The sequence below is a fragment of the Streptomyces cylindrosporus genome (assembly GCF_022698165.1).
Classification (GTDB): Bacteria; Actinomycetota; Actinomycetes; order Streptomycetales; family Streptomycetaceae; genus Streptomyces; species Streptomyces cylindrosporus.
In genome coordinates this window covers 138,676-162,006 of the sequence record NZ_JALDAY010000013.1, presented here as the reverse complement: position 1 = coordinate 162,006, position 23,331 = coordinate 138,676, and the positions used below count along the sequence as shown (strand labels likewise).

Here is a 23,331-nt window from a genome sequence, read left to right as displayed (position 1 = left end):
GCGAAGCCGTCAAGGCTCTATGCCGTCAAGTCGCCAAATCGCCATGCCGTCATGCCTTTTTCCGAGGTTTTCGGACGTCGTGCCGCCGCCGAGTTAGGTTCACAGTTTTGATATCGATCAAGGAAGAGATCGCCGTACCGAGTCCGCCCGACCGTGTCTGGGAAGTCATCTCCGACCCCTCTGCCGTCGTGTCGTGCATCGGCGGCGCAGAGCTCGGCGCGTCGCACGACGACGGGTCCTTCGACGGAGCCCTGGCCGTCAGATTCGGCGGCCTCCGGGTCAAGTTCGCCGCCCGGGTGGCCCTGGACCTCGATGAACCCGAACATGAGGGCCGTCTGACCGCCCGGGGTGCGGACGGGCAGGGCGCCACCCGCTTCAGCGCCGGCGCCACCTTCCGGGTCGCCGAGGGCCAGACCCCCGGCAGCTCCCGGGTCTTCTGCGACGGTGAGATCAAACTCAACGGCAAACTCGCCAAGTTGATCGAGTCGGGCGCCTCGATGGTCGTCGCCCGGATGACGAAGGAATTCACCGACGAACTGGTCAAGGCGTGCGCGGCGACCGCCGAGCCCGTTGCGGCAGCCGCCGGGTCGCCCGCCCCGGCGCCTTCGGACGCGTCCGCGGCCGTATCCCGCCCCACCGGTCTGATCGCCCGCCTGCGCGCGTGGTGGGCGGGGCGGCGAGCCAGGCGCCAAGGACAGTCGCCGCATCCGCCGACGCCCTCGGCGGGCGCGTCCGCAGAAACACTCGGCCAGGTCGGACAGGGGAGTCGCCGATGACAACGTCCAGGCTCAACAAGGTGATCGGCGCCCTGGACGCGGGGCAGCACGTCTTCGCGACCTTTTCTGCGGCCGACCCCGCCTCGGCGGTCGAGCTGAGCAACTCCGCCTACGACGCCGTGGTGTTCGAGATGGAGCACAAACCCTGGGACATCAACGCCCTCAAAGACAGCTTCCAGTACCTGCTGAGCCGTCGTCAGATCTTCGAGGCGGACAGCCTCGCACCCGCCGTCACCCCGCTGGTGCGCATCCCCGCCAACGGCGCGGAGAAGGCCCAGTGGCACGCCAAGCAGGCCCTCGACCTCGGTGCGTTCGGCATTGTCTGGCCGCACATCTCCACGGTCGAGGAGGCCCGTAACGCCGTCGCCGCCTGCCGCTACCCCCGGCTGCCCGACGCTCCGCACTACGAGCCCGCCGGCCTGCGCGGGGACGGTCCGCACGCGGCCACCCGCTACTGGGGCATCTCCAACATCGAGTACTACGCCAGGGCCGACGTGTGGCCGCTCGCCCCGGACGGGGAGATCCTCGTCGGCCTCATGATCGAGGACCAGCTCGGCATCCGGAACCTGGCGGACATCCTCGACCAGGTACCGGGGATCGGGCTGATCCTGATCGGCGAGGGCGACATGAGCCAGGAACTGGGCTTCCCCCGCCAGTACGAGCATCCACGGGTGCTGGAGTGCAAGCGCCGGATCCTCGACATCTGCGGTGAGCGCGGCGTCGCCGTGGGCCACCCCCATGTCACCGCCGGCAACGTCAAGCAGGTGCTCGACGACGGATACCGCTTCCTGATGTCGGCGCCGGTGCGCACCTACCCCGGCCTGGACAAGGCCCGCGAGCTGACCGGCCGCGACTGACCGCCCCCGCGCGGTCCGCGCACCCCCACGCCACCACCGCTACGCAAGTCTCGGAGTATTCCATGATCATCGACTGCCATGGCCACTTCACCACGGCGCCCCCCGCGCTGGGCAAGTGGCGAGAGAGGCAGATCCAGGCGTTCGAGGAGTCGGGCACCCGCGTGTCGCCCGACGAACTGCACATCAGCGACGACGAGATCCGCGGTGCCATCGAGAACGGGCAGCTCAAGCTGCAGATCGAGCGGGGCACGGACCTGACGGTCTTCTCCCCCGGCGCGGGCAAGATGGCCCACCACTACGGCGACGAGGTCACCAGCCTCGACTGGTCGCGCGTCAGCAACGACCTGATCGCCCGGGTGTGCGGTCTCTTCCCCGAGCGGTTCGTGGGCGTGTGCCAGCTGCCGCAGTCCCCGGGCGACGCCCTCGCCACCTCCGTGCGCAACTCCGTCAGCGAACTGGAGCGCTGTGTCGAGGAGTTGGGATTCGTCGGCTGTCTCCTCAACCCCGACCCGTCGGACGGGTACTACCAGGCCCCGCCGCTGACCGACCGCGTCTACTACCCGCTCTACGAGAAGATGGTCGAGCTCGACGTCCCCGCGATGGTCCACGTCGCGATGTCGAGGAACCCGGCCCTGCAAGGCACCTGCGCCCACTATCTCGCCGGTGACACCGCGGCGTTCATGCAACTGTGCGAGTCGGACCTGTTCAAGGACTTCCCGACGCTGCGGCTCATCCTGCCGCACGGCGGCGGTGCCGTCCCGTACCACTGGGGCCGCTACCGCGGCATGATGCAGGACCGCGGCCGGCCGCCGCTGGAGGAGTCGGTCCTGCGCAACGTGTACTTCGACACCTGCGTGTACCACAAGCGCGGCATGGAACTGCTGCTCGACATCATCCCGGCCCGCAACGTGCTGTTCGCCTCGGAGATGATCGGCGCCGTCCGCAGCGTGGACCCCGAGACCGGGCGCCGGTTCGACGACACCAAATACACCCTCGACTCCATCGACAGCCTGAGCGACAGCGACCGGCAGGCGGTCTACGGAGGCAACGCCCTGCGGGTCTTCGCACGGCTCGACGGTGTCCTCAAGGCGCGGGCGACGGCCGCGGCGAACGTGAAGGAGTCCCAGCAGTGAAGGTCTACGAAGCGCTGGCCGAGGCGTTCGTCCGGGAGGGCACCAGCGACGTCTTCGGCATGATGGGCGACGCCAACATGCACTGGATGGCCGCGCTCGCCGACCGCGGTGTGCGGCTGTACGAGGTACGGCACGAAGGCTCCGGCCTCGGCATGGCGGACGGCTGGGCGCGCGGCGCGGGCCGGCCCGGCGTGGTCACCACGACCAGCGGTCCCGGTGTCTCGCAGCTGGCCACCTCGATGATCGTGGCCAGCCGGGCGGGCACCCCGCTCGTCGCCTTCTGCGGCGAGACACCCCTGGGTGACGAGGGCGCCACCCAATACCTCGACCAGCGGCGCTTCGCCGCCGCGATCGAGTGCGAGTTCATCCACGTCACCCGGCCCGAGAACGCCCAGGAGGCCGTGCGCCAGGCGTTCTACCTGGCCCGCACCGAGTCCAAGCCGGTCATGATCAGCGCGCCCTTCGACGTCCAGGTGGCCGAACTGGACGACTACGACGAGGACTACGTGCCGTCCACAGCCCTGATCCGCACGCCGCGGCTGCTGCCGGACCCGGTCGCCGTCGACGCCGCCTGCGACCTCGTCCACAACTCCAAGCGCGTGGTCGTCATCGCGGGGCGGGGCGCGCGCAAGGCGGACTGCGGCGAGCAGATCCTCGCCCTGCAGCAGCAGACCGGTGCCCTGCTGGCCACCACCCTCCAGGCGAAGAACTGGCTGTGCGACCGCACCGACTTCCACGTCGGCCTGTCGGGGCTGTTCGGCGACAAGGCGTCGATGGAGCTGCTTCAGGAGGCCGACTGCGTCATCGCGGTGGGCGCCAGCCTGAACCACTACACCATCGAGAGCGGCTACCTCTATCCCGAGGCCAAGTACATCCAGATCGACACCGCCCCGCACCTGGTGATGGGCAACGGCAGGACGGCGGACTGCTACCTGCAGGCCGACGCGGTCACCGCCCTCACCGAACTGACCCGGGCCCTGAAGGAACGCTCCGTCCGGCTGGAGGGCTACCACACCGACGCCGTCCACCAGCACCTGACGGCCCGGCTCCAGCCGCCGGCCCAGTACGTGCGCGAACCCGGACGGCTCGACCCGCGCGAGGCGATCTGGATCCTCGACCACGAACTCCCCGGCGAGATGGGGCTGGTGCTGGGCAGCGGACACCAGACCGACTTCGGCACCATGCTCTTCCAGCGCTCCCGCGACGTGCTCTCCAACTACGGCATGTTCGGCGCCATCGGCCAGGCCCCGCTGATCGCCATGGGCCAGATGATCGCGATGGGCAACAGGCCCGGCTTCGTGGTGGAGGGCGACGCCAGCTTCCTCATGCACCTGTCCGAGTTCGAGACGGCGTGCCGCTACGACATCCCGCTGCTGGTCGTCGTCATGAACGACCAGGGCCTGGGCGCCGAGTACCACAAGGCGCGGGCGAAGGGACTGGACCCGGAGCTGGCGACCATCCCCACACCCGAACTGGGCACGGTCGCCCAGGCGTTGGGCGGCGGCGGAGCCACGGTCCGCACCCCGCAGGAGCTGCGCGAGGCCCTCGCGGAGTACGTACGCGCCCCCCGGCCGACCGTCATCGACGTCCGCATCACCCGTGAGGTGCTGAGCACCCCGTACCGGCGCATCCAGTACGGCGAGGACGTGTGAGCGGCATGAGCGAGAACCACGCGGCACCGCCGCTGACCGTCCTGCTCGGCAACTACCCGCACACCCGGCCCCTGAAGGACGGGACCGTCCCCGTGGACGGAGTGGACTGCCGCTACCCGGAGTCCTCCCCCCTGCCGCCGGCCTTCGCCCGCATGGTGCGTGAACTGGCCTACGACATCTGCGAGATGCCGACGGCCACCTACCTCCAGGCCCGCGACGCGGGCATCCCGCTGACGCTGCTGCCGGTCGTGCTGGTGGGCAGCACCCACCACCGCTCCCTGACCCGGCTGCCCGAGGACCCGGCGATCAGCCCCCGGGACCTCGTGGGCCGGCGCGTGGGGGTGCGCTCGTACGGCCAGACGACCGGTCTGTGGGTGCGCGGCTGGCTCCAGGAGGAGTACGGGATCAAGTCCTCCGACATCACCTGGGTGACCACCGAGGACGTCCATGTCGCCCAGTACGTCAACCCCCCGTACGTGACGCGGTCGGCGGCCGAGCGGGTCGGGGACCTGCTGCGCTCCCGCGACGTCAGTGCGGCGGTGCTCGGTCCGAAGGCGATCGGCGGACAGGGCGCGGGGCTGGTCCCGCTCGTGGCGGACGCGGAGGACGCCGGGAAGGCGTGGGCCGAGCGGCACGCCACCATTCCGGCCAACCACCTGCTAGTGGTGCGCGACGACGTCCTGCGCGACCGCCCCGACGCCGTGCTCGCCCTCTACCGGGCCCTGAAGCAGGCGATCGAGGACACCGCGGACCAGCGCGACGACTCGCCCGCCGGACGCGCGGTCGCGGCCGGGTGGAGCCCCTCGCTGACCGCCTGCCTGGAGGTCGCCGGACGGTACGCCCTGGAACAGGACCTGATCGGCGAGCCGGTGGACGTCGCGGCGATCGAGCGCGAGACGGCCTTCCTCGACACATGAGAAGGCCGACGGCAACGGCGCGCCGCCCGGCGGCGCCCGTCCATGACATCGAGAAAGGAGCAGCCGTGGGAGAGCCGGTAGGGCTGCGCAAGCGGGGCAACCCGCCCACCCGCAAGCCGGAGACATGGACGCCCGACCTGCTCGAGAAGGTCGCCTGGCGGGTGAAGGCGGCGAACGAGCCCTTCCGGGGCGTGGCCACCTCCGAGGGCATCCGGCGGGGACTGTTCCCGCTGCGCGGCACCGGCGCGGACGTCCGCAAGGTCTACCGGGCGGCGGAGGAGTACCTGGCGGGCCTGACGGAGAAACAGCTCGCCGAGGGCCGGTTCCCGATGGACGACGTCAGCTGGCGCCACTGGAACAACGGCGCCCGGTACTTCCTGCGCCACGGCATGCTGCTGGAGGAGCTCGACGACGAGCAGCGCGAGCGGGCCCTGGCCGTCATCCGCGAAAGCCTCAGCGCGGACGGCTACCGCCAGATGGTCGACCTCATGCACCTCAACCTCACCATCGGCGAACTGAGCGACAACACCGACGGCCTCAACGAGTGGCTGTACTGGTTCTCCCTCTACGGCGAGCCGGAGAACGGCGGCCCCTGGGGCTGGCAGCTCGACGGGCACCACGTCAACATCAACTGCGTGTTCGTCGGGGACCAGATGGTCCTCACCCCCTCCTTCCTCGGTGCCGAGCCCGTGATCGCCGGGTCCGGCAAGTACGCCGGCACCGTGGCCTTCCGGGGCGAGGAGGCACTCGGACACGAACTGTTCACCCAACTCGACCGCCGACAGCGGGAACAGGCCGTCATCGCGGACACCATGCCGGCCGAGCTGTTCGTCGGCGCCTTCCGGGACAACTACGAACTCGACTACCAGGGGCTGCTCCTGAGCGAGATGGCGCCCGGCCAGCGGGACACGGCACTGCGCCTGCTCGGGCTCTACGTGAACCGGGCCGCCGACCACCACGCCCGGGTGCGCATGGAGGAGGTCCGCGCCCACGAGGGCGACACCCGCTTCGCCTGGGTCGGTGACCCGGACGGCACCTTCTACTACCGCTTCCACAGCCCGGTGATCCTCGTCGAGTTCGAGCACATGCCCGGCGTGCTGTTCGACAACGACTACCACTCGCGCCGGCACATCCACACCGTCGTCCGCACCCCCAACGGCAACGACTTCGGCGTCGACCTGCTGCGCCAGCACCACGAGCGGCACCACGGCCCGCGCCCGGCGTAGCCGGTCCCCCACGCGATCCCCCACGTAACCCATGCGGTCCCCCACGTAAGAGGAGAAAGAGACATGAAGCTGGTGCTCGGCCGTGACGATCTCGCGGCGGCCGCGCTGTCGGCGGCCCGGGAAGCGGGCGCGGAGCCGGAGCGGGTCGGCATCAAGCCGGTGCACAAGGCGTCCCGCGGCTTCGTGAACGCCTCGGACGTCGACCTGTGCGAGCTGGCGATCGTGACCGTGCTGCAGGCCGTCGCCCACGGCAAACCGGTGCTGCTGCTGCCCGTCACGACCCTCGGGCGCCATCAGCACCAGACCCTGGTGACCCTTGGCCGGCTGTCGGTCGCCGACGTCGAGGGACACAGCGTAGGAGTGCGCGCCTGGAGCCAGACCACCGGCGTGTGGATGCGCGGCTTCCTCACCGAGCAGTACGGCGTCGACCTGCGCAAGGTGGACTGGACGACGTACGAGGGCCACCACGTGGACGGTGCCGAGGACCCGGCCTGGGTGAAGCGGGCGCCGGAGGGCACCAAGCTGCCGGCGGACTTCCTGGCCGGCAAGGTCGACTTCGGGATCATGGGCAACGAACTGCCCGCCGACGACCGGGTCCGCACCGCCATCGACAACGCCCACGAGGTCGCCGAACAGTGGTCCAGGGACCAGGGGTTCATCCCGGTCAACCACGTCGTCGGCGTCTCCAAGGCAGCCGCGGCGGAGCACGGCGCCGCCGTCCTCGCCGCGTACGACGCGATGCGCGCGGTGCTCACCGCCAAGGAGGAAGGCGGCCCGTTCCCTCTGCATCCCACGGGCTTCGAAGGCCTGCGCGGCGCGTTCACCAAGGCCGCCGACTACGCGCTGGAGCAGGAGGTGATCCCGCGGGCGGTGGACTACGACGAACTCGTCGAGCGGACCTGCGCGGCACTCGGCGTAACGCCGTCCCGGCTCGGCGGCTGACGACCGCGGCACAAAACGGCTCCCCACACGACACACGAGCAAGAGGACAAGGAATGGACAAGCTCACCGTGGTGCTCGGCGACTACCCGCACGCCCGGCAACTGCTGGACGGCGACACGGCCGTCGACGGGTACCTGGTCGAACCGGTGGAGGTCACCCCGGTCATCGGCGCCTACCGCAGGATGATCCGGGACCTGGAGTTCGACGTCTGCGAACTGGCCCCGGTCTCCTACCTGATGGCCCGGCAGGCGGGCATCGCGCTGACCGCGATCCCGGTCTTCCTCAACCGGCGCTTCCACCACGGCGACATGCAGTGCGCCGCCGACTCCGGCATCCGGGTGCCGCGGGACCTGGAGGGACGCCGCGTCGGCGTGCGCGCCTACTCGGTCAGCACCGGCGTATGGGTACGCGGTGTGCTGCGCGAGGAGTACGGCGTCGACATCGACAAGATCACCTGGGTGGTCGATGACGACGACCACGTCGAGGGCCGCATCCCCGCCAACGTCGAACGGGTCTCCGACGGCCGCTCGCTCGGGGAGCTGCTGCGCGCCGGGGAGATCGACGCCGCGCTCACCGGCAACGCCGGGACCGGACGGGCGGGCGCGCCCCGGGCCGGCTGGACCGCGACGGCCGAACCGGAGGCCGACGGCGACGACGACCGCCCGTATCCGCTCTTCCCCGAGGCCACGACCCTCGCCGTCGACCACTACCTGCGCACCGGCGTCTATCCGCTGCACTCACTGGTCGCCCTGCGCTCCGAACTCGTCGAACGCGACCCCGGCCTGCCGACCAGGCTGTACGCGGCGTTCGCCGACAGCAAGCGCCGCCACCTCGCCGAACAGCCCGCGTGGTCGGCGGTGCCCCGACTGGCCCGCCAGGGACAGCAGATCGGCGGCGACCCCGTCCCCTACGGCATCGACGCCAACGAACCCAGCCTGGCCGCGATGGTGCGTTTCGCCAGGGACCAGGGACTGCTCGACCCGCAGTTCCCCGCCGACCTGCCCTCGCTGTTCGCGGCGGGCGACTACCCGGACGCCTGAACCGGAACCGGACAGCACACACCGAAGACCAGGGAGCATCCGACGTGGACATCGTCGACGCACACTGCCACATCATCTCCGAGGACCTTGCCCGCTACCCCAGGGCGCCGATCGGCGGGAAGCAGTCCGAGTGGGCCGCCACCCGGCCCGTGACCGCCGAGGGCATGGTCGGCCGCATGGGCGACGCCGGCATAACCCAGGCCGTCCTGGTGCAGGCCACCACGAACTACGGCTACGACAACTCCTACGTCCTCGACAGCAGCCGGCACCGGCCCGAGCGGTTCGTCGCCGTCGGCACCGTGGATCCGCTGCGACCGGACGCCGCCGCCTCGCTCAAGGCCGCGGTCGGCGACGGCGGGCTGGCCGGCGTACGCCTGTTCACCAGCGGCAGCACCGTCCCCACACAGGGCGAGTGGTTCGTCGCCCCGGAGACGTTCCCCTTCTGGGAGCAGGCCGGCGAACTGGATCTGCCGGTCTGCCTCCAGATGCGCCTGGGACCGGCCACCAGGCAACTGGTGGAGTTGCTGGAGCGGTTCCCGGGTGTGAAGGTGCTGCTCGACCACATCGGCTATCCCGACATCGCCGCGTCGCCCGCACGGGCCGGCGCCGAGGTGGCGGAACTCGCCGTACACCCGGGCCTGCATCTCAAGCTCACCCACCGCAACCTGGAGCGGCTGCGGGACGCCGGGGAGCGGGCGGAGGACTTCCTCGGGCCGGTCGTCGAGGCGTTCGGCGCGGGCCGCATCGCCTGGGGATCGAACCTGCCGGCAGCCGAGCAGTCCCTGCCCGAACTCCGCACCCTGGCCGAGGACGTCCTGGCCGGACTGCCGGAGTCGGACCGCCAGGAGATCTTCGCGGGCACCGCCCGGCGACTGTATCCGCAGCTCGTGCGCGCCTGACTCAGACCGCAGCCGACCTCTCCGAAGAGACCTACAGGGTGATCATGCTGGATTCCAACGGCTTCGACGACGACGCGGGCCGAACGCTGCTGACCCGCGAGAGCCAGGCCTACGAAGGGCTGCGCTCGCTGCTGCTGTCCGGCAGCGTCGAGCCGGGGACCCGGCTCACCGAGGCCGACCTGACCCGGATGTTCAGCGTCTCGCGCAGCACCATGCGGGCGGTCCTGGTCCGGCTGATCCAGGAGGGCTACGTCACCAGCGAGGTCAACCGCGGGGTACGTACCCGCAGCTTCTCCGTCCAGGAGGCGGCGGACATCCTGGAGGCCCGCGAGACGCTGGAGTCCGCTCTGGCGGGCAAGGCGGCGGAGCGGGCCACCGAGGACGAGATCCGCGCCCTGCGCAGCACGCTGGCGGCGATGGAGGACTGCAGGTCCCGGGGGGACGCGACAGGTTACTCCCGGGGCAACCGGCGCTTCCACCAGCAGGTGAAGGAAGCCGCGCACCAGCAGACCCTGGCGCGGGCCTACGACACCCTGCTGTACCCGCTGGTGATGCGCCAGTACCGCAACCTGTCCGCACCGCACCCGCGCACCGGATCGCTGGAGGAGCACCAGGCCATCCTCCTGGCCATCGTCACCCGCAATCCCCCGGCCGCCGTCGCCGCCATGTTCCACCACGTCGCCTCCGCCCGCCGGGCGCTGCTGCTTCAGGCACAACAGGTGCACACCACCTCGGCAGTGGACGGCTGACGGTGCCGTCCGGCCTTCCGTACTCCGGCGACGACCAGAAAGAGAGAGCATGCACCAGCCAGTGAAGACCGAAGCGGGACTGGTCGGTGGCATACCGGGACGGGACCGGTCGGTCACCGTCTTCCGCGGCATCCCCTACGCGGCTCCGCCCCTCGGCGACCTCCGGTGGCGGCCGCCGCAGCCGCCGCTGCCGTGGACCGGCGTCCACGAGGCCGTCAGGTTCGGCCCCATGTGCCCGCAGGCGCCGGGCTCCGAACTGCACGGCAGCGAACTGCCGATGAGCGAGGACTGCCTGCGCCTCAACGTCTGGACCGCGGCGCGCCCCTCGGACGGGCACCTGCGTCCGGTGCTCGTCTGGATCCACGGCGGCGGCTTCCGGGTCGGCACGGGGGCCGGCCGCCGCTACGACGGGGAGGCCCTGGCCCGCAAGGGGCTCGTGGTGGTCACCTTCAACTACCGCCTGGGCGCTTTCGGTTTCCTGGCCACACCCGAGCTCAGCGCGGAGTCCCCGCACCACGCCTCCGGCAACTACGGACTCCTCGACCAGATCGCGGTACTGCGGTGGGTCCAGCGCAACATCGTCCACTTCGGCGGCGACCCCGACCGGGTCACCATCGCCGGGCAGTCGGCCGGCGCCGGGTCGGTGAACTTCCTCAGCATGTCCCCGCTGGCCGCGGGCCTTTTCCACCGGGCCGTCGCGCAGAGCCACGCCCGCCACTCCCGCGACCCCGACCTGCGCTACCTCAGCACCTCCTACCGGCCCCTGGCCGACGCCGAGGCCGCCGGCGCCCGGTATGCCGCGGAGCGCGGGGCGCGCACGCTCGACCAGCTGAGGGCGCTGCCCTGGCAGAAGCTGGTGGAGGGGGACGCCTCCGCGGTGGACAGCGCCGTGGAGACGGGCGGCCCGGCGAAACCGCCCTCGTTCCGCCCGGTCGTCGACGGCTGGGTGCTGCCGAACGGCTACGCGAAGACGTACGCCGACGGGCTGCAGAACGACGTGTGCTACCTGGCCGGGAACAACCTCGACGAGAGCGGGGCGGTGCCCGCGAGCGCCTTCGCCGAGTACCGGGCGCTCGGCAGAAGGGCATGGAGGCCGGGCGCGCCACCGGTCCATCTGACGCTGAAGGACTATGTCGACGCCTCCCGGCTCAAGTTCGGGCCGTTGGCCGACGAGTTCCTCCGGCTCTACCCCGCCGGCACCGACGACCAGGCGGCGCACGCCCACTGTGCCGCGGTGCGCGACAACGCCAGGATCTCCACCTGGCTGTGGGCGCGGGACTGGGCCGCACAGGCGGACCGGCCGGTGTTCACGTACTTCTGGACCTACGCCGCCCCCGCGGGGCACGGCGCCCGCCGCGCCTCGCACGGCTCCGAGATCGACTTCGTGTGGGGCAACCTCCACCCCGACCACGCCGAGTGGGCCGACGAGGACCACGCCGTCGCGGAGACGATGAGCGGCTACTGGGCCAACTTCGCGACCTCCGGCGACCCCAACGGACCGGGGCTGCCGCACTGGCCCGCGTGGTCCTCCGACACCCCGACGGTCATGGAGCTCGGTGCCGCCTTCGGCCCGATGCCCCTGGCGGAGCCACCCCGGCTCGACTTCTGGAAACGGTTCTTCCTTACTCAGCAAGCTTGGTGACAGGAGACAGCACATGACGCACGACAACCCGGCCACGCCGGCCGCCCGCAGAGCACTCCGGCCGCGACCCGGTGGCGGCCGCAGGCTTCTCGCCCTGGCCTCGGCCGCGGCGCTCGCCCCGGCGCTGCTCACCGCCTGCGGCGACAACTCCGGCACCACCGCGACCTCGGACGGACTCGTCCAGGTCACCGTCGGCGGCGGAGGCAGCATCTTCGACACCCCGCTGCAAGTGGCCGACGCCAACGGATACTTCCGCAAGCAGGGCCTGAAGATGAAGTTCGTGACGCTGACCGCGGCCACCGGCCCCTCGGCGCTCCAGTCGGGTTCGGTGCAGTTCTACGACAGCAGCCCCACCGCCTTCGTGTCAGCTCTCGCCAAGGGCCTTCCGCAGCTGGCGGTCTCCACCGACGGTCTGGGCAACCCGCTCGGCCTCGTCGTCAGCAAGAAGTTCGCCGACGCCCACAAGCTCACCGCGAAGAGTCCCGCCGCACAGGTGGCCAAGGCGCTGTCGGGTTCGATCGGCGGCTCCAGCTCGGCCAACACCAAGGCCGAGGCGGGCATCTTCCTCGACAAGTACGGCGTCGACCCCGACAAGAAGGTGAAGTGGGTGTCGCTGCCGAGCCCGGCCGCGGACAAGGCCGCCATCAACAGCGGCCAGATCGACTGGTTCGTCACCTCGGAGCCGATCCCGCTGCAGATCCAGAACGACGGGGACGGTGTCGTCGTCGCCGATCCGCTCAAGGTGCCCGAGTGGGCAGCCGAAGACGCCGGCTACGGACAGCTCGTGGTCACGCAGAAGAGCTACGCCACCGCCCACCCCGACGTGGTCAAGAAGTTCGCCACCGCGGTTCAGCAGGCCACGGCCTACATGAACACCCATCTCAAGGACAGCGACGACCAGACGGTGCTGAAGGCGGCGCAGAAGTCGCTCAAGGGCGTGCCGGACGGTGTCGTGCAAGCCAGCCTCCAGCAGGTCGAGTGGCCCACCAGCGGCTCGATGGACACCGCGGGCTGGAAGAAGACCATGGCGTTCCTCGACAGCCTCGGGACGCTTCCCGCAAACGCCAAGGTCACCACCGACAACTGGACGAACAAGTACCTGCCGTGAGACGGCCGGGCGTGCCGCACCGGCCAACCGAAAGGAGCAGACGATGGCGACTGCTACCCGTAGTGCAGAAAGCAAGACCGAGGTGAAGGCGACCCGGACCGGGAACGTCCGCAACAGTGCGTGGCGGGGCACCGCGCTGGTGGTGGTCCTGCGCATCGCGGTGATCGCCCTGACCCTCGTCCTCTGGCAGGTCATGAGCGGTCCCGTGCTGCCCGAGTACGCCGTCAGCAAGCCGACCGACGTGTCGCACGCCCTGTGGAAGCTGCTCGGCTCGTCGACCGGCTGGACCGACATAAAGACCACGGCCTTCGAGATCGTGGCCGGGTTCGGGATCGGCGTGGCGATAGGGACCGTGATGGGCCTGGTACTGGGCTCGGTGCCACTCGCCGGGCGCGTGTTCGAGCCGCTGATCGCGGCCGTCAACGGCATACCCAAGATCGCTCTCGCGCCGCTGTTCCTGCTGTTCTTCGGCATCGGCCCGATGTCGAAGATCACGATCGCGGCGACGGGCGTGGCCTTCGTGGTCTTCTACAACGTCTACCTGGGCCTCAGGCTGCGCGAACGCGAACTCGTGGAGATCGTCCAGGTGATGGGCGGACGCCGGCACCACGTCCTCAGTTACGTCACCCTTCCCACGCTGGCCGCGCCCTTCTTCGCGGCGCTCAAGACGGGCGGGCCGCTGGCGATCCTCGGCGTCATCGGCGGTGAGTTCATCGCCTCCACCGACGGCATCGGCCACGAGCTGTTCACCGCGGCCACCAACCTCGACGCACCCACCGAGTTCGCGGGCCTGATCATCCTGGTGGTGATGACGCTCATCCTCAACGGGATCCTCAGCGGGTTGGACACACTGGCTCTGAAGCGACTCGGCCTGGGAGACCGGCGATCGAAGGGCAGGGGCAACTGAGCCGGGCGGCGGTTAGGGCCGGATCGCGGCGTCCGGCCCCCCGCCCGCCCCAGCACACAGCAGGCAGGCGGGTGCGTCGATGACAGTCCGCCGACGTGTGCCGTTCCGCGCGAAACGCCACGCGTCCCCGCACGGAGGTACCGCGCACCTCAGCGGTTTCGCCTCGCTGCGGATCAGGAACTACCGGCTGTTCGCGATCGGACAGACCATCTCCGTGGTCGGCAACTGGATGCAGAACATCGCCGTGGGCTGGCTGACCCTGCAGCTGACGCACAGCGGCACGGTCCTCGGCATCGTGACCGGTGCCCGCTACCTGCCGGTCCTGCTGCTCGGTGTCTGGGGCGGGCTGGTCGTGGACCGCCACGACACCCGGACACTGCTGACGGTGACCCAGATCTGTTTCGCCGCGCAGGCCGCGGTGCTCACCCTCCTGTCCTGGGCCCACCTGACGACCCTGCCCCTGCTCGTCCTGCTGATGCTGACGATCGGCTTCACCAACGCCTTCGACAACCCCGCCCGGCAGAGCCTGATCAGCGAACTCGTCGACCGCGAGCACCTGGCCAACGCGGTCGCCGTCAACTCCACGTGCATCAACACCGCCAAGCTCCTCGGACCGGGACTGGCCGGCCTCGTCATCGCGGCGCTCGGGGTGACCCCCTGTTTCGCCCTGGACACCGTCTCGTTCCTGGCCGTCATCGCCAGCCTGCACATGCTGCGGACGGCGGAGATGCTCCCGGCACAGCGCGAGGTGCGTGCGCAGGGCCAGATCCGCGCCGCCGTCGCCTACGTCTGCCGCACCCCCGAACTGCTGTACCCCATGGTCATGGTGTACGTGACCGGCGTCTTCACCTGGGAGTTCCCCGTCAGCCTGCCGCTGCTGACCACGTCGGCCTTCCACGCCGGCCCCAGCGGCTACGGTGCCGCCATGGCCGTGATGAGCGCCGGCGCGGTTCTGGGCGGCTTCGTCGCGGTACGCCGCCGTCGGCTCGGCACACGCTCCCTGGCGGTGTCGGCGGTCATCTGGGGAACGCTGATCTGTGCCGCCGCCCTGGCGCCGACCCTTGCGGTGACGCTGGCCGCCCTGCTGTGCGTCGGCTCGGCCTCCATCACGTTCAATTCCTCGGCCAAGACGCTGATGCAGCTCACAGCGGCACCGCAGATGCGGGGACGGGTGCTGTCGATCTGGTCGATCGGCTGGCTGGGCGGCACGGTCGTCGGCGCCCCCGCCGTGGGAGCCATCGGCGCGACCTGGGGAGCCCGCAGCGCCCTCCTCGTCGGCGGGCTCGCAGCGTCGGGCATCGGCGTCGTCGTCCTGGCGATGCCCCGAGTCAGACCCGTGAACCGACGGTGAAACGCTGCGGGTTGGTGCCGATGGTGACCGGCCAGTGGATAGGACTGCCTGACGGTGCTGGTAGGCGAACGCGGCGTGGCAGGCCTCGGTGTGGTCCGCGGCGGCTGGCGGGCCGCGCCGAGCCCCGCTGTCAGCCCGCTGGTCTGCGACGAAGCGGCGGTCGACCCGTCGCGGCCGGCGAGACGGCCACCGAGGAGGACGGGCTCGCGGCGAACGCCGGTCCCAGTCGCACGTCAGCGCCCGCCTCGCTCTACGGCAGGTACTTGTTGGTCCAGTCGCCGGAGGTCACCTCGGCCTTCCGGGGCAACACGTCCAGCGAATTGATGAACGCCAGGGTCGTGTTCCATCCCGAGGCACTCATCGCGCCGCTGGTCGGCCAGTCGATCAGCGTCATACTCGCCTTGACCACGTCCGCGGGCACCCCCGGAAGCGCCTGCCGCGCCGCACTCTGCACGGTGGAGGAGCCGGGGTGTGCATTCATGTACGCCGTGGCCTGCTGCACCGCGGTGACGAACTTCCGGGCGACGGCAGCGTGCTGTCTCAGATAGCTGTTGCTCGCCGCTATGAACTGTGTGTAGCCGACCTTCGCGCTGGACCACGCCGGGACCTTGGTCGCGTCGGCGACCACCACGCCGTCCCCGGACTGCTGGACCTGCAGCGGGGTGGGCTCGGAGGTGGTGAACCAGTCGATCTGGTGGTTCTTCAAAGCGGCCTTGTCGGCCGCCGGACTAGGCAGCGAGACCCACTTCACCTGGTCCGGCCCGACGCCGTATGACTTGAGGAAGACAGCCGTCTGGGCCTTGGTGTTGGTGGAACTGGCACCGCCGGTGGAGCCGACCAGCGCCTTGGCGACCTGTGCGGCCGGGGTGTCGGCGGTCAGGTCGTGCTTCTTGGCGAACTCGGTGGTGACGACCAGACCCAGCGGGTTGCCGCCGGCGTCGCTGGAGATCACGGTCTGCGGGAGTCCCTGGGCAAGAGCGGACAGGAAGCTCGTGGGGCTGTCGTTGAGGAACTGCACGGAGCCCGACTGCAGTGCCGAAGTGCCGGTCGAGGCGGTCACCGTCGCGTACTTGACCTTGAGACCCTGCTTGGCGAAGTAGCCCCCCTTGTCGGCGAGACGTATCGGTACGTCGAAGATGTTGCCGCCGAGGCCCACGGTGACCGTGTCGCTGGAGCCTGAACCGGAGCCATTGCCGTCACACGAAGCCAGCAGGGTCGAGCCGAGAACCACGGCCGCCACTGCGAGGGCCCGGGAGGCATGGGGCGCGCGGGACCTACGTGGGGCGCGGGCGTACGGAGTGCGGGTCTTCATCGGGTCTCCTTTGACCGTGTCTGCTGGTTGTGGCTGAACCTCGGAGAACAGGGCCTGCGGCGATCTCGTGCGGCGATCGGTCAGACCGGGACGGTGTACGGTCGCGTGCCGCGTTCGGCCGCGTACAAGGTGTTGGCCAGGAGAATCGCGATGGTCATGGGACCCACACCGCCCGGGACGGGGGTGATCCTCCCGGCGACATCGATGAGTTCGCCCGTGCGCGCGTCACCACGAAGGCCGGCGGAGGTGCGGTGGATGCCGACGTCGATGACCGTGGCGCCGTGCCTGACGTGCTCGGGTCCGATGAGTCCGGGTACGCCGGTGGCGACCACGACGATGTCGGCCGGCCGGGTCACCGCCGCGAGGTCGGTGGTGTGTTCGTGGGCGACGGACACGGTCGCCCCGCGGCTGAGCAGGAGGTGAGTGAGGGGTCTGCCGACCAGCTCACCCCAGCCGACCACGGCGACGTGGGCGCCCTTGAGGGCGATGCCCTCGGCGTCGAGCAGCGCGATGATGCCACTGGGCGTGCAGGGGCGCAGCCCTTGTTCGCCGCGGGCCAGCAGGCCGAGGCTGGTGGTGGTGAGTCCGTCGACATCCTTGGTGACGGGGATGCGGTCGATGAGCGTGGCCGCGTCCAGCTGTACGGGCAGCGGGAGTTGGAGCAGGATGCCGGAGACCTCCGGGTCGGCGGCGAGGGCGTCGATCACCGCGGCCACGTCGTCGTGGGTGGCGTGGTGGGGCAGATGGCGGTGGAAGTCACGCATGCCGGCCTCTGTGATGGCCCGACGCTTGGCGGCGACGTACACGGCACTGGCCGGGTCGTCGCCGACCAGGATGGTGGCCAGCCCGGGGACCGTCCCCGAGAGCGCAGCGGCGGCGACCTCCGCGGCGACCTGCTGACGGATGCGCCGGGCGATCCGGGCGCCGTCGATGGTGGTTGTCATGGTGGCGAACCGTTTCTCGGGGCCGGCCCCGTCAGGCGAAGACGATGGTGTGGTTGCCGTCGCGGATGACCCGGTCCTCGGCATGCCACAACACCGCACGGGAGAGCACCGCGCGTTCCACGTCCGCGCCGCGGCGGGTCAGGTCGGCGGCGGTGTGGGCGTGCGTGACACGGACCACGTCCTGCTCGATGATCGGCCCCTCGTCGAGGTCCTGGGTGACGTAGTGCGCGGTCGCCCCGACCAGCTTCACGCCCCGCTCCTTGGCCTTGGCGTAGGGGCCGGCGCCGATGAAGGCGGGCAGGAAGGAGTGGTGGATGTTGATGATCGGCACGCCGACGTCCTCGATGAAGGCGCCGGAGAGAATCTGCATGTAACGGGCCAGCACGACGAAGTCGACGTTGCCCTTCAGCAGCCGCAGCTGCTCCGCCTCCGCGGCGGACTTGTCCGCGCCCTGGCACGGGACGTGGAAGAAGGGGATGCCGAACGAGCGGACCTCCTCGGCCACATCGGGATGGTTGGAGATCACCATCGACACGGTGACCGGGAGCTGGCCCTGGCGATGGCGCCACAGCAGGTCGAGCAGGCAGTGGTCGGACTTGGACGCGAAGATCGCCACCCGCTTGGGCACCGACAGGTCCCGCAGGGTGTAGCGCAGCCCGAACCCGTCGACCAGCTCCTTGTCCAGATCGGCCCGCAGCGCGGGCAGCTGGGCCTGGAGGCTGTCGAGGCCGAAGACGGTGCGCTGGAAGAACGCACCGCCCTGCGGATTGTCGGAATACTGGTCCAGGGAAACGATGTTCGCGCCATGGCCGCTGAGCACCGACGTCACGGCCGCGACGATCCCCGTCGCGTCGGCACCCTGCACGATGAGCGACGCCTGCTGCGCGGCGGCCTTCTTCGCGGCGATCCGGGCCGGGGCCTCCTGCGTGAGGGTCATGCCAGGCTTTCCTTCCGGAAACGGGCGGCCCACTCGCAAGTAGCCCGCAGCCCGCCGAACGTATAGAAGTGGATCTTCAACTCCCCGTGCCGAGCGGGGTCGTAGGCGGCCGCGAGGTCGCGCAGGAAGCGGTCCGGCCCCGCCGTGCCCATCAGGTTGGTGATCGAGAACCCGTACTTCCTGACGACCGAGGCGCTGGTGCCGACGCCGAACCGGGCCGCATAGGACATCAGTCGGCGCACTCCGGCGGGCCCGGGTACGCCGATCCGGATCGGAAGCCCGATCCCGCGGTCCCGCACCTCCTCCACCCAGGCGAGCACCGGGTCGACGCCGAACCCGAACTGCGTGATGATGCCGCCCTGAAGCGGCTGCTCCGACAGGGCTCTGTGCTTGTCGGACAGCGCGGACCACAGCGCGCCGGCATCGATCGCGGGATGGCCCTCCGGGTATCCGGTGATACCGACGTGCCGGACGCCGTACTCCGGAAGCAGGCCCGTGCGGAGCAGGGACAGGGAGTCGGCGTAGGGCCCTTCGGGCACCGACGGGTCGCCGCCGACCAGGAAGACGTTGTCGGCGGTGCCGTCGGCGCGCAGCCCGGCCAGGAATCCCTCGAAGTCGTCGCGCGAGCCGAGCCGGCGGGCGGATATGTGCGGCACGGGGACGAAGCCGAGCCGCTTGACCGCTCTGGCCGCCGCCAGCCGCATCTCCAGGTCCTCGTTGCCGAGGAAGGTGACGTTGATACGCGTCCCTCGGGGGATGGAGTCGCGGGCCCCCTCCAGCTTGCCGACGTCCTTGCCGGTCATCTCCAGGGAGAAGTCCTCCAGCAGTGCCGTGCTCACCGCCGTGGATGTCGTGCTGCCGAAACCCATGATGCTCCTCGTGAGAACGCGCGGGAGAGAACTCGTGCCGAGGGGCCGAGCCGCACCGGACCCTGCGGTTCGTCGCCTTCGGCGCTCCGGTCGGGGTGTCAGACCTGTGGTGCAGTGCGGTACTTGGTCCGTGCAAAGCGGTCCAGCGGCGCGGACTCGACCGTGGCGCGGACGGCGAGCTGCTCGTGGGGCTCGACGACGGGCTTCGCCGAGACAGGGTCCTCACCCCACAGAACCTGCACCTCGGTGCCCGGCCGGGCGAACTCCTCGTCGACGACGGCCAGTGAGACCACGGCCTGATCGCGTACGACGTATCCGCAGTCCGTCGAGATCCCCACTCGGCGTCCCTGCGACAGCACCTCGTCCAGCTGGAACTGGCCGTAGCGAGCCTTGGGGATGTTGAAGTACTTGTACGTCGGTCCGGGAGTCCACAGCGACGCGAAGAGCCGGGCGACGTCGTCGGGGTGCCACACCAGCGTCACCTTGTGCCGGTGGGGTTGGTCGGCCCGGGCACGCAGGGCGTCGCGGCCCACGAAGTCGTGGTCGAACTTGACGAGCCGTCCGTAGCCGAGGTCGTACGGCGTGAAGTAGTAGTCGGTGATGTCCGTCGAGTGCAGGCTTCCGCCCAGCGAACCCGCGCTGGTGGCCGGCAGCCACTCGCGGTAGGGGGCGAGACGGTCGCCGGTGAAGATCGCGGGCAGCGGCCCGGGGATCCAGCCGGACTCGAGGTTGGCCGTGGAATAGGCCATGGCGCCGACCTGCCGGAGGCCGAACTCCTGGCCACACTGCCGGATCGCCTCGTAGATCTCCTCGCCCTCCTCCCACGGCCCGAAGAGCTCGAACCCGATCTGCCCGGCCATCCCGTGCCGGAGGGCGCGCACCTTCCGGCCGGCGATCGTCAGGGTGGTCATGCCGAAGAACTTCACGTCGGGTACCGGCTGTCCGGTCAGCTTCTCCACCAGGGGGGCGGTCGAAGGACCCTGGATCTCGTACCGGTAGAGCTTCGGTGGCCGGCCTCCGCGCTGGACGGACTGCGGATCACGCTCGATGGTCACGTCCCAGTCGCCGGTGCGCGCGTTGTACTCGACCCAGTCGATCAGGGTGCGCCGGCCGACGAGGTCGACCGAGGTGTCCTCAAGGCCGAACAGGACGGCGTCACCGATGTAGAACCCGTCGTCGTTCACGGCGACGAACTGCTTCGCCTTGTCCCGGCCGAAGCCGGTGACACTGTTGACCCCCAGGTGCTCCAGCAGCCGGACCGTGTCCGGGCCCTCGATGAACAGGTCGGTCATGTGGTGGGACTGGTTCATCAGCGCGCAAGTGGTGTGCCATGCCATGGCCTCCTCGCGCCAGTTGGTGAACTCGCCGGGGACGAAGCCCAGTCCGTGCGAGAATGCCCTGATCGCCTGGTTGCGTATGAGGTCGACGGCGTTCCCGACGCGGTCGATCGCCGCCTGGAGACTCTCGGTCGTCGGCTTGTCCACGGTGTGCCTTTCATCCGGCGAGGGGACCGGAACCCGACTGGATCCCGGTGTGGCCGCCTTTTCGGCGTGTGCAGAACGCTCGCAGGGCGGCCGTTGTCCTGGCACGGTCGCCGGCCCCAAAGCGAAGAGGCCGATGCTTGTGGCCGGGCACAGTGCCGGGACTGCCGGATGCGGGGAAGCTACTGTCGCGGGTCTGGCGACGGTCGTATGATCACGCGGCACCATCGGTTCCGGGCCGTCTGTCGCCGACCGCACGGTTGCGCTGGTGGCCGGGACCGCCAGGCTGTTCAGGAGGTGGGGCATCGACACCGAGAGGAAGCAGTCGCGAGGTTCCGTCCTGCTGATCGTGCTCGTGCGCGGCGGCCGGCAGATGGCGTCGGCTCCGGGTCACGTCGGCGCCTCCTCCGACGGTCCTTCCGTCCGATGACCCCCTGGCGCGACGAGTTCGCCGGCCTGCGTCACATTGTGGCTGTGTGCAGCGAGCTTTCGAGTCTGGCGACGACCGACTCCGACCTCGAACAGATCGTGACCGTCGTCGCCGAACGCGCCGGCGTGTGGGCGGCCGTGGTCGACGACTCGCTCTCGGTGCTGGCGCTGTGCGCCGAGGGATCAGGGCGTACGACTGCGGACGGGCTCGCGAAGGTGCTGGACAGCGATCCGGAAGCCGTATCGCAGTTGGTCGCCGCGGCGGCCCGCATGCGCCGCGCCCTCTCCCTGCCCGCGGCGGGTGCGTCGGCGGTGTCGCTCGTGGTGGCACCCATCCTCGTCGGCGACGACTCGGTGGCCTATCTGGTGACCGCCGGCCACGACGCCGACGAGACCGGTGAGGACGCCCGGGTCATGGTGACCGAGCATGCGGCCATGGTCTGCGCGGTGGTCCTCGGCCGTCGCCGAGTCGTCGCGATCGCCGCCGGGCGCGCGCGCCGGGAGCTGTTCGACGGGTTGATGCTCGTCGGTGACCGTGCTGAGGCCGACGTCGAGGTATGGGCCCGGCACCTCGGTATCGAACCGGATCAGCGTCATCGGGTACTGGTGGCGGCGCTGTGCTCCGCTACTGGGGCACCCGTACGGGCTGCCACCGACATGGTCGAGCACATGATCGCCACACGCTGTCCGGCGGCGACGGTCGTCAACCGCGACGCGGATGTGGTCGTGCTCGTCCCGGGTGATGATGACGCCGGGCTCGCCCGGCAGCTCACCGCGTTGGCCCGGTTGTGCCGCAAGGCCGTTACGGCGCGTTTTCCCGGGGTGCGGTTGATAGCGGGGCTGGGTGATCCGCACACCGGGGCCGCGCGGATCAACACCTCCTACACTGAGGCACGCCGTGCCGTCGACGTCGGCCGCCTGATGACCAGGCTGCCGGATGTGACCGCGTTCGCCGAGCTCGGCGTGCACCGCCTGCTGGCCCAGGTGCACGACCCCGGCGAACTCGACGGGTTCGTCCGTGAGGTGCTGGGGGGCGTCATCGACCACGATCGAGCGAACGGCACGGACTACTGCGCGACGCTGACCGCCTATTTCCGCCAGAACGGAAGCCTGCAGCGCGCGGCCGCCCTGTTGCACACGCATCCCAACACGGTGGCCTACCGGGTTCACCGGGCCGAGAAGATCGCCGGTTTCGACCTCGGCTCCTACACCGACCGACTGGCGGTTCAGGTGGCACTGGAGATCGTCGACGGACTGGGGGTTGACGCGTGAGGGACGTCCTGGCCGCACGAGGTGCTCCTCTGCTCGGTGCGTACGTCGTGCCGGAGGCGGGGGACCGCGAGTCCGCGGCACGTGCCGCCGCCGCTGTCCGTGCCGCCGGCGCCGACCTCGTCGCCACCGCGACCTCCGGACCCGAACGGTCGAGGTGGACCAGCACCAACCAGTCGATCGATCTGGCCGCGACCTGCCAGGACCGCGCCGGCACGCCGGCTCTGGCCACGGTGACCACGTGGAGCCGGACCGTCATGTCCTTGCAGGCGCATCTGCTCGGTGCGCATGCCCGTGGGGTGACCCGGCTGATCTGCGGCAACGGAATGCCTCCGCCCCCCGAGGAACGCGCGTGGATCGACGGCCGGTGGGCGGTCGACGCCGTCGGGCTCATCGAGTTGCTGCGCGGGCTGAACGAGGGCGTGGACCGCTACGGTCTGCGACTGGACGCGGCCACGCACTTCGACATCGGGGTCAGGATCAGGGCAGTGCCCGTGCTCTCGGCCGCGGACCGCGCCCGGACCCGCCGGAAGATCAGCGCCGGGGCGGACTTCATCGTCACGAGCCCGGTCTACACGCCGCACGCCCTGGATGCCCTGCTCGACGTCGTCGACGGCGCCGTACCCGTGCTCGCCACCGTGCATCCGCTGCGTTCGTCCGCCGAGGCGGAACTGCTCCGGCGGGAACTGCCGGACGGCTGCATGCCCACCGAGTGGGTCGAGCGCCTCGACCGCGCCGGCGACAGAGCCGCGGAGGAAGGAGAGCGGATCGCGGTGGAACTCGCCTCGCGACTCGCGGAATCCACGCAAGGCATCATGCTGTCGCGGGCCGACCGGCCGGAAGTCGTCTCACGGGTGCGGGCGGTGCTGATGCGCCCGGTCGTCGGCTGAG

General features: G+C 70.3%; 21 protein-coding genes. 16 read left to right on the top strand and 5 right to left on the bottom strand.

All coding sequences use genetic code 11. From position 1 onward, the window contains the following. The first annotated feature begins 107 nt into the window (after positions 1-107). From MQP27_RS37685 to MQP27_RS37620, 14 genes are all read left to right on the top strand, one after another. On the top strand, positions 108-776 hold the full coding sequence (locus tag MQP27_RS37685; RefSeq protein WP_242773806.1) for an SRPBCC domain-containing protein: 669 nt from the start codon (positions 108-110) through the stop codon (positions 774-776). Further along, the gene (locus tag MQP27_RS37680) at positions 773-1,633 is read left to right on the top strand and encodes an HpcH/HpaI aldolase family protein (RefSeq protein ID WP_242773805.1); all 861 of its coding nucleotides are present in this window, start codon (positions 773-775) and stop codon (positions 1,631-1,633) included. Before MQP27_RS37685 ends, MQP27_RS37680 begins: the two co-directional genes overlap by 4 nt. 62 nt (positions 1,634-1,695) lie before the next feature. Beyond that, on the top strand, positions 1,696-2,766 hold the full coding sequence (locus tag MQP27_RS37675) for an amidohydrolase family protein (RefSeq protein ID WP_242773804.1): 1,071 nt from the start codon (positions 1,696-1,698) through the stop codon (positions 2,764-2,766). Further along, complete coding sequence (locus tag MQP27_RS51525) at positions 2,763-4,418, top strand: thiamine pyrophosphate-binding protein (RefSeq protein ID WP_242773802.1); 1,656 nt, start codon at positions 2,763-2,765, stop codon at positions 4,416-4,418. The genes MQP27_RS37675 and MQP27_RS51525 overlap by 4 nt, the downstream gene beginning before the upstream one ends. Positions 4,419-4,423: 5 nt before the next feature. Further along, entirely contained in the window at positions 4,424-5,335 is a 912-nt protein-coding gene (locus MQP27_RS37665) for an ABC transporter substrate-binding protein (protein WP_242773798.1), read from the top strand. Between the two features lie 65 nt (positions 5,336-5,400). Further along, entirely contained in the window at positions 5,401-6,561 is a 1,161-nt protein-coding gene (locus tag MQP27_RS37660) for a DUF3500 domain-containing protein (RefSeq protein ID WP_242773796.1), read from the top strand. Positions 6,562-6,624: 63 nt separating this feature from the next. Continuing rightward, positions 6,625-7,503 (top strand): substrate-binding domain-containing protein, encoded by an 879-nt coding sequence (locus MQP27_RS37655; protein WP_242773794.1) that lies wholly within the window; start codon positions 6,625-6,627, stop codon positions 7,501-7,503. Between the two features lie 53 nt (positions 7,504-7,556). Beyond that, positions 7,557-8,543: an ABC transporter substrate-binding protein gene (locus MQP27_RS37650; protein WP_242773791.1), complete on the top strand. Its 987-nt coding sequence runs from the start codon at positions 7,557-7,559 to the stop codon at positions 8,541-8,543. A 44-nt stretch (positions 8,544-8,587) separates the two neighbouring features. After that, positions 8,588-9,442: an amidohydrolase family protein gene (locus MQP27_RS37645; protein ID WP_242773789.1), complete on the top strand. Its 855-nt coding sequence runs from the start codon at positions 8,588-8,590 to the stop codon at positions 9,440-9,442. A gap of 44 nt (positions 9,443-9,486) precedes the next feature. Then, on the top strand, positions 9,487-10,191 hold the full coding sequence (locus tag MQP27_RS37640) for a GntR family transcriptional regulator (protein ID WP_242773787.1): 705 nt from the start codon (positions 9,487-9,489) through the stop codon (positions 10,189-10,191). A gap of 49 nt (positions 10,192-10,240) precedes the next feature. Beyond that, positions 10,241-11,833 (top strand): carboxylesterase/lipase family protein, encoded by a 1,593-nt coding sequence (locus MQP27_RS37635; protein WP_242773785.1) that lies wholly within the window; start codon positions 10,241-10,243, stop codon positions 11,831-11,833. 13 nt (positions 11,834-11,846) lie between these two features. After that, on the top strand, positions 11,847-12,941 hold the full coding sequence (locus MQP27_RS37630) for an ABC transporter substrate-binding protein (RefSeq protein ID WP_242773784.1): 1,095 nt from the start codon (positions 11,847-11,849) through the stop codon (positions 12,939-12,941). A 43-nt stretch (positions 12,942-12,984) separates the two neighbouring features. Next, positions 12,985-13,848: an ABC transporter permease gene (locus MQP27_RS37625; RefSeq protein WP_242773783.1), complete on the top strand. Its 864-nt coding sequence runs from the start codon at positions 12,985-12,987 to the stop codon at positions 13,846-13,848. 79 nt (positions 13,849-13,927) lie between these two features. Beyond that, positions 13,928-15,199, top strand: coding sequence for an MFS transporter (locus MQP27_RS37620; RefSeq protein ID WP_242773782.1), 1,272 nt, complete (start codon positions 13,928-13,930; stop codon positions 15,197-15,199). Positions 15,200-15,449: 250 nt separating this feature from the next. Here the strand turns inward: MQP27_RS37620 and MQP27_RS37615 are convergent, their stop codons facing one another. The 5 genes from MQP27_RS37615 to MQP27_RS37595 form a co-directional block, all read right to left on the bottom strand. Then, positions 15,450-16,511 carry an ABC transporter substrate-binding protein gene (locus tag MQP27_RS37615; protein WP_242773781.1) on the bottom strand — a complete coding sequence of 354 codons (1,062 nt, stop codon included), beginning with the start codon at positions 16,509-16,511 and terminating at the stop codon, positions 15,450-15,452. 80 nt (positions 16,512-16,591) lie between these two features. Then, positions 16,592-17,455, bottom strand: coding sequence for a bifunctional 5,10-methylenetetrahydrofolate dehydrogenase/5,10-methenyltetrahydrofolate cyclohydrolase (locus MQP27_RS37610; protein WP_242773780.1), 864 nt, complete (start codon positions 17,453-17,455; stop codon positions 16,592-16,594). Positions 17,456-17,486: 31 nt separating this feature from the next. Continuing rightward, a complete protein-coding gene (gene purU / locus MQP27_RS37605) occupies positions 17,487-18,392 on the bottom strand; it encodes a formyltetrahydrofolate deformylase (protein WP_242773779.1) in 906 nt (301 codons plus the stop codon). Next, positions 18,389-19,261, bottom strand: coding sequence for a methylenetetrahydrofolate reductase (locus MQP27_RS37600; RefSeq protein ID WP_242773778.1), 873 nt, complete (start codon positions 19,259-19,261; stop codon positions 18,389-18,391). The genes purU and MQP27_RS37600 overlap by 4 nt, the downstream gene beginning before the upstream one ends. Positions 19,262-19,359: 98 nt before the next feature. Then, positions 19,360-20,745 carry an aminomethyl transferase family protein gene (locus tag MQP27_RS37595; protein WP_242773776.1) on the bottom strand — a complete coding sequence of 462 codons (1,386 nt, stop codon included), beginning with the start codon at positions 20,743-20,745 and terminating at the stop codon, positions 19,360-19,362. A gap of 471 nt (positions 20,746-21,216) precedes the next feature. On the opposite strand from MQP27_RS37595, the gene MQP27_RS51520 reads away from it, so the two are divergent. Next, complete coding sequence (locus MQP27_RS51520; protein WP_242773774.1) at positions 21,217-22,443, top strand: PucR family transcriptional regulator; 1,227 nt, start codon at positions 21,217-21,219, stop codon at positions 22,441-22,443. Continuing rightward, a complete protein-coding gene (locus tag MQP27_RS37585) occupies positions 22,440-23,330 on the top strand; it encodes a methylenetetrahydrofolate reductase (protein ID WP_242773772.1) in 891 nt (296 codons plus the stop codon). The genes MQP27_RS51520 and MQP27_RS37585 overlap by 4 nt, the downstream gene beginning before the upstream one ends. Position 23,331 lies beyond the last annotated feature (1 nt).

Excerpts from the sequence above, each read along its gene's own strand:
- MQP27_RS37620 (WP_242773782.1), top strand. The coding sequence starts at position 13,928 with ATGACAGTCCGCCGACGTGTGCCGTTCCGCGCGAAACGCCACGCGTCC.
- MQP27_RS37640 (WP_242773787.1), top strand. The coding sequence starts at position 9,487 with ATGCTGGATTCCAACGGCTTCGACGACGACGCGGGCCGAACGCTGCTG.
- MQP27_RS37625 (WP_242773783.1), top strand. The coding sequence starts at position 12,985 with ATGGCGACTGCTACCCGTAGTGCAGAAAGCAAGACCGAGGTGAAGGCG.
- MQP27_RS37635 (WP_242773785.1), top strand. The coding sequence starts at position 10,241 with ATGCACCAGCCAGTGAAGACCGAAGCGGGACTGGTCGGTGGCATACCG.
- MQP27_RS37610 (WP_242773780.1), bottom strand. The coding sequence starts at position 17,455 with ATGACAACCACCATCGACGGCGCCCGGATCGCCCGGCGCATCCGTCAG.
- MQP27_RS37675 (WP_242773804.1), top strand. The coding sequence starts at position 1,696 with ATGATCATCGACTGCCATGGCCACTTCACCACGGCGCCCCCCGCGCTG.
- MQP27_RS37650 (WP_242773791.1), top strand. The coding sequence starts at position 7,557 with ATGGACAAGCTCACCGTGGTGCTCGGCGACTACCCGCACGCCCGGCAA.
- MQP27_RS37680 (WP_242773805.1), top strand. The coding sequence starts at position 773 with ATGACAACGTCCAGGCTCAACAAGGTGATCGGCGCCCTGGACGCGGGG.
- MQP27_RS37630 (WP_242773784.1), top strand. The coding sequence starts at position 11,847 with ATGACGCACGACAACCCGGCCACGCCGGCCGCCCGCAGAGCACTCCGG.
- MQP27_RS37655 (WP_242773794.1), top strand. The coding sequence starts at position 6,625 with ATGAAGCTGGTGCTCGGCCGTGACGATCTCGCGGCGGCCGCGCTGTCG.
- purU (WP_242773779.1), bottom strand. The coding sequence starts at position 18,392 with ATGACCCTCACGCAGGAGGCCCCGGCCCGGATCGCCGCGAAGAAGGCC.
- MQP27_RS37615 (WP_242773781.1), bottom strand. The coding sequence starts at position 16,511 with ATGAAGACCCGCACTCCGTACGCCCGCGCCCCACGTAGGTCCCGCGCG.
- MQP27_RS37600 (WP_242773778.1), bottom strand. The coding sequence starts at position 19,261 with ATGGGTTTCGGCAGCACGACATCCACGGCGGTGAGCACGGCACTGCTG.
- MQP27_RS37665 (WP_242773798.1), top strand. The coding sequence starts at position 4,424 with ATGAGCGAGAACCACGCGGCACCGCCGCTGACCGTCCTGCTCGGCAAC.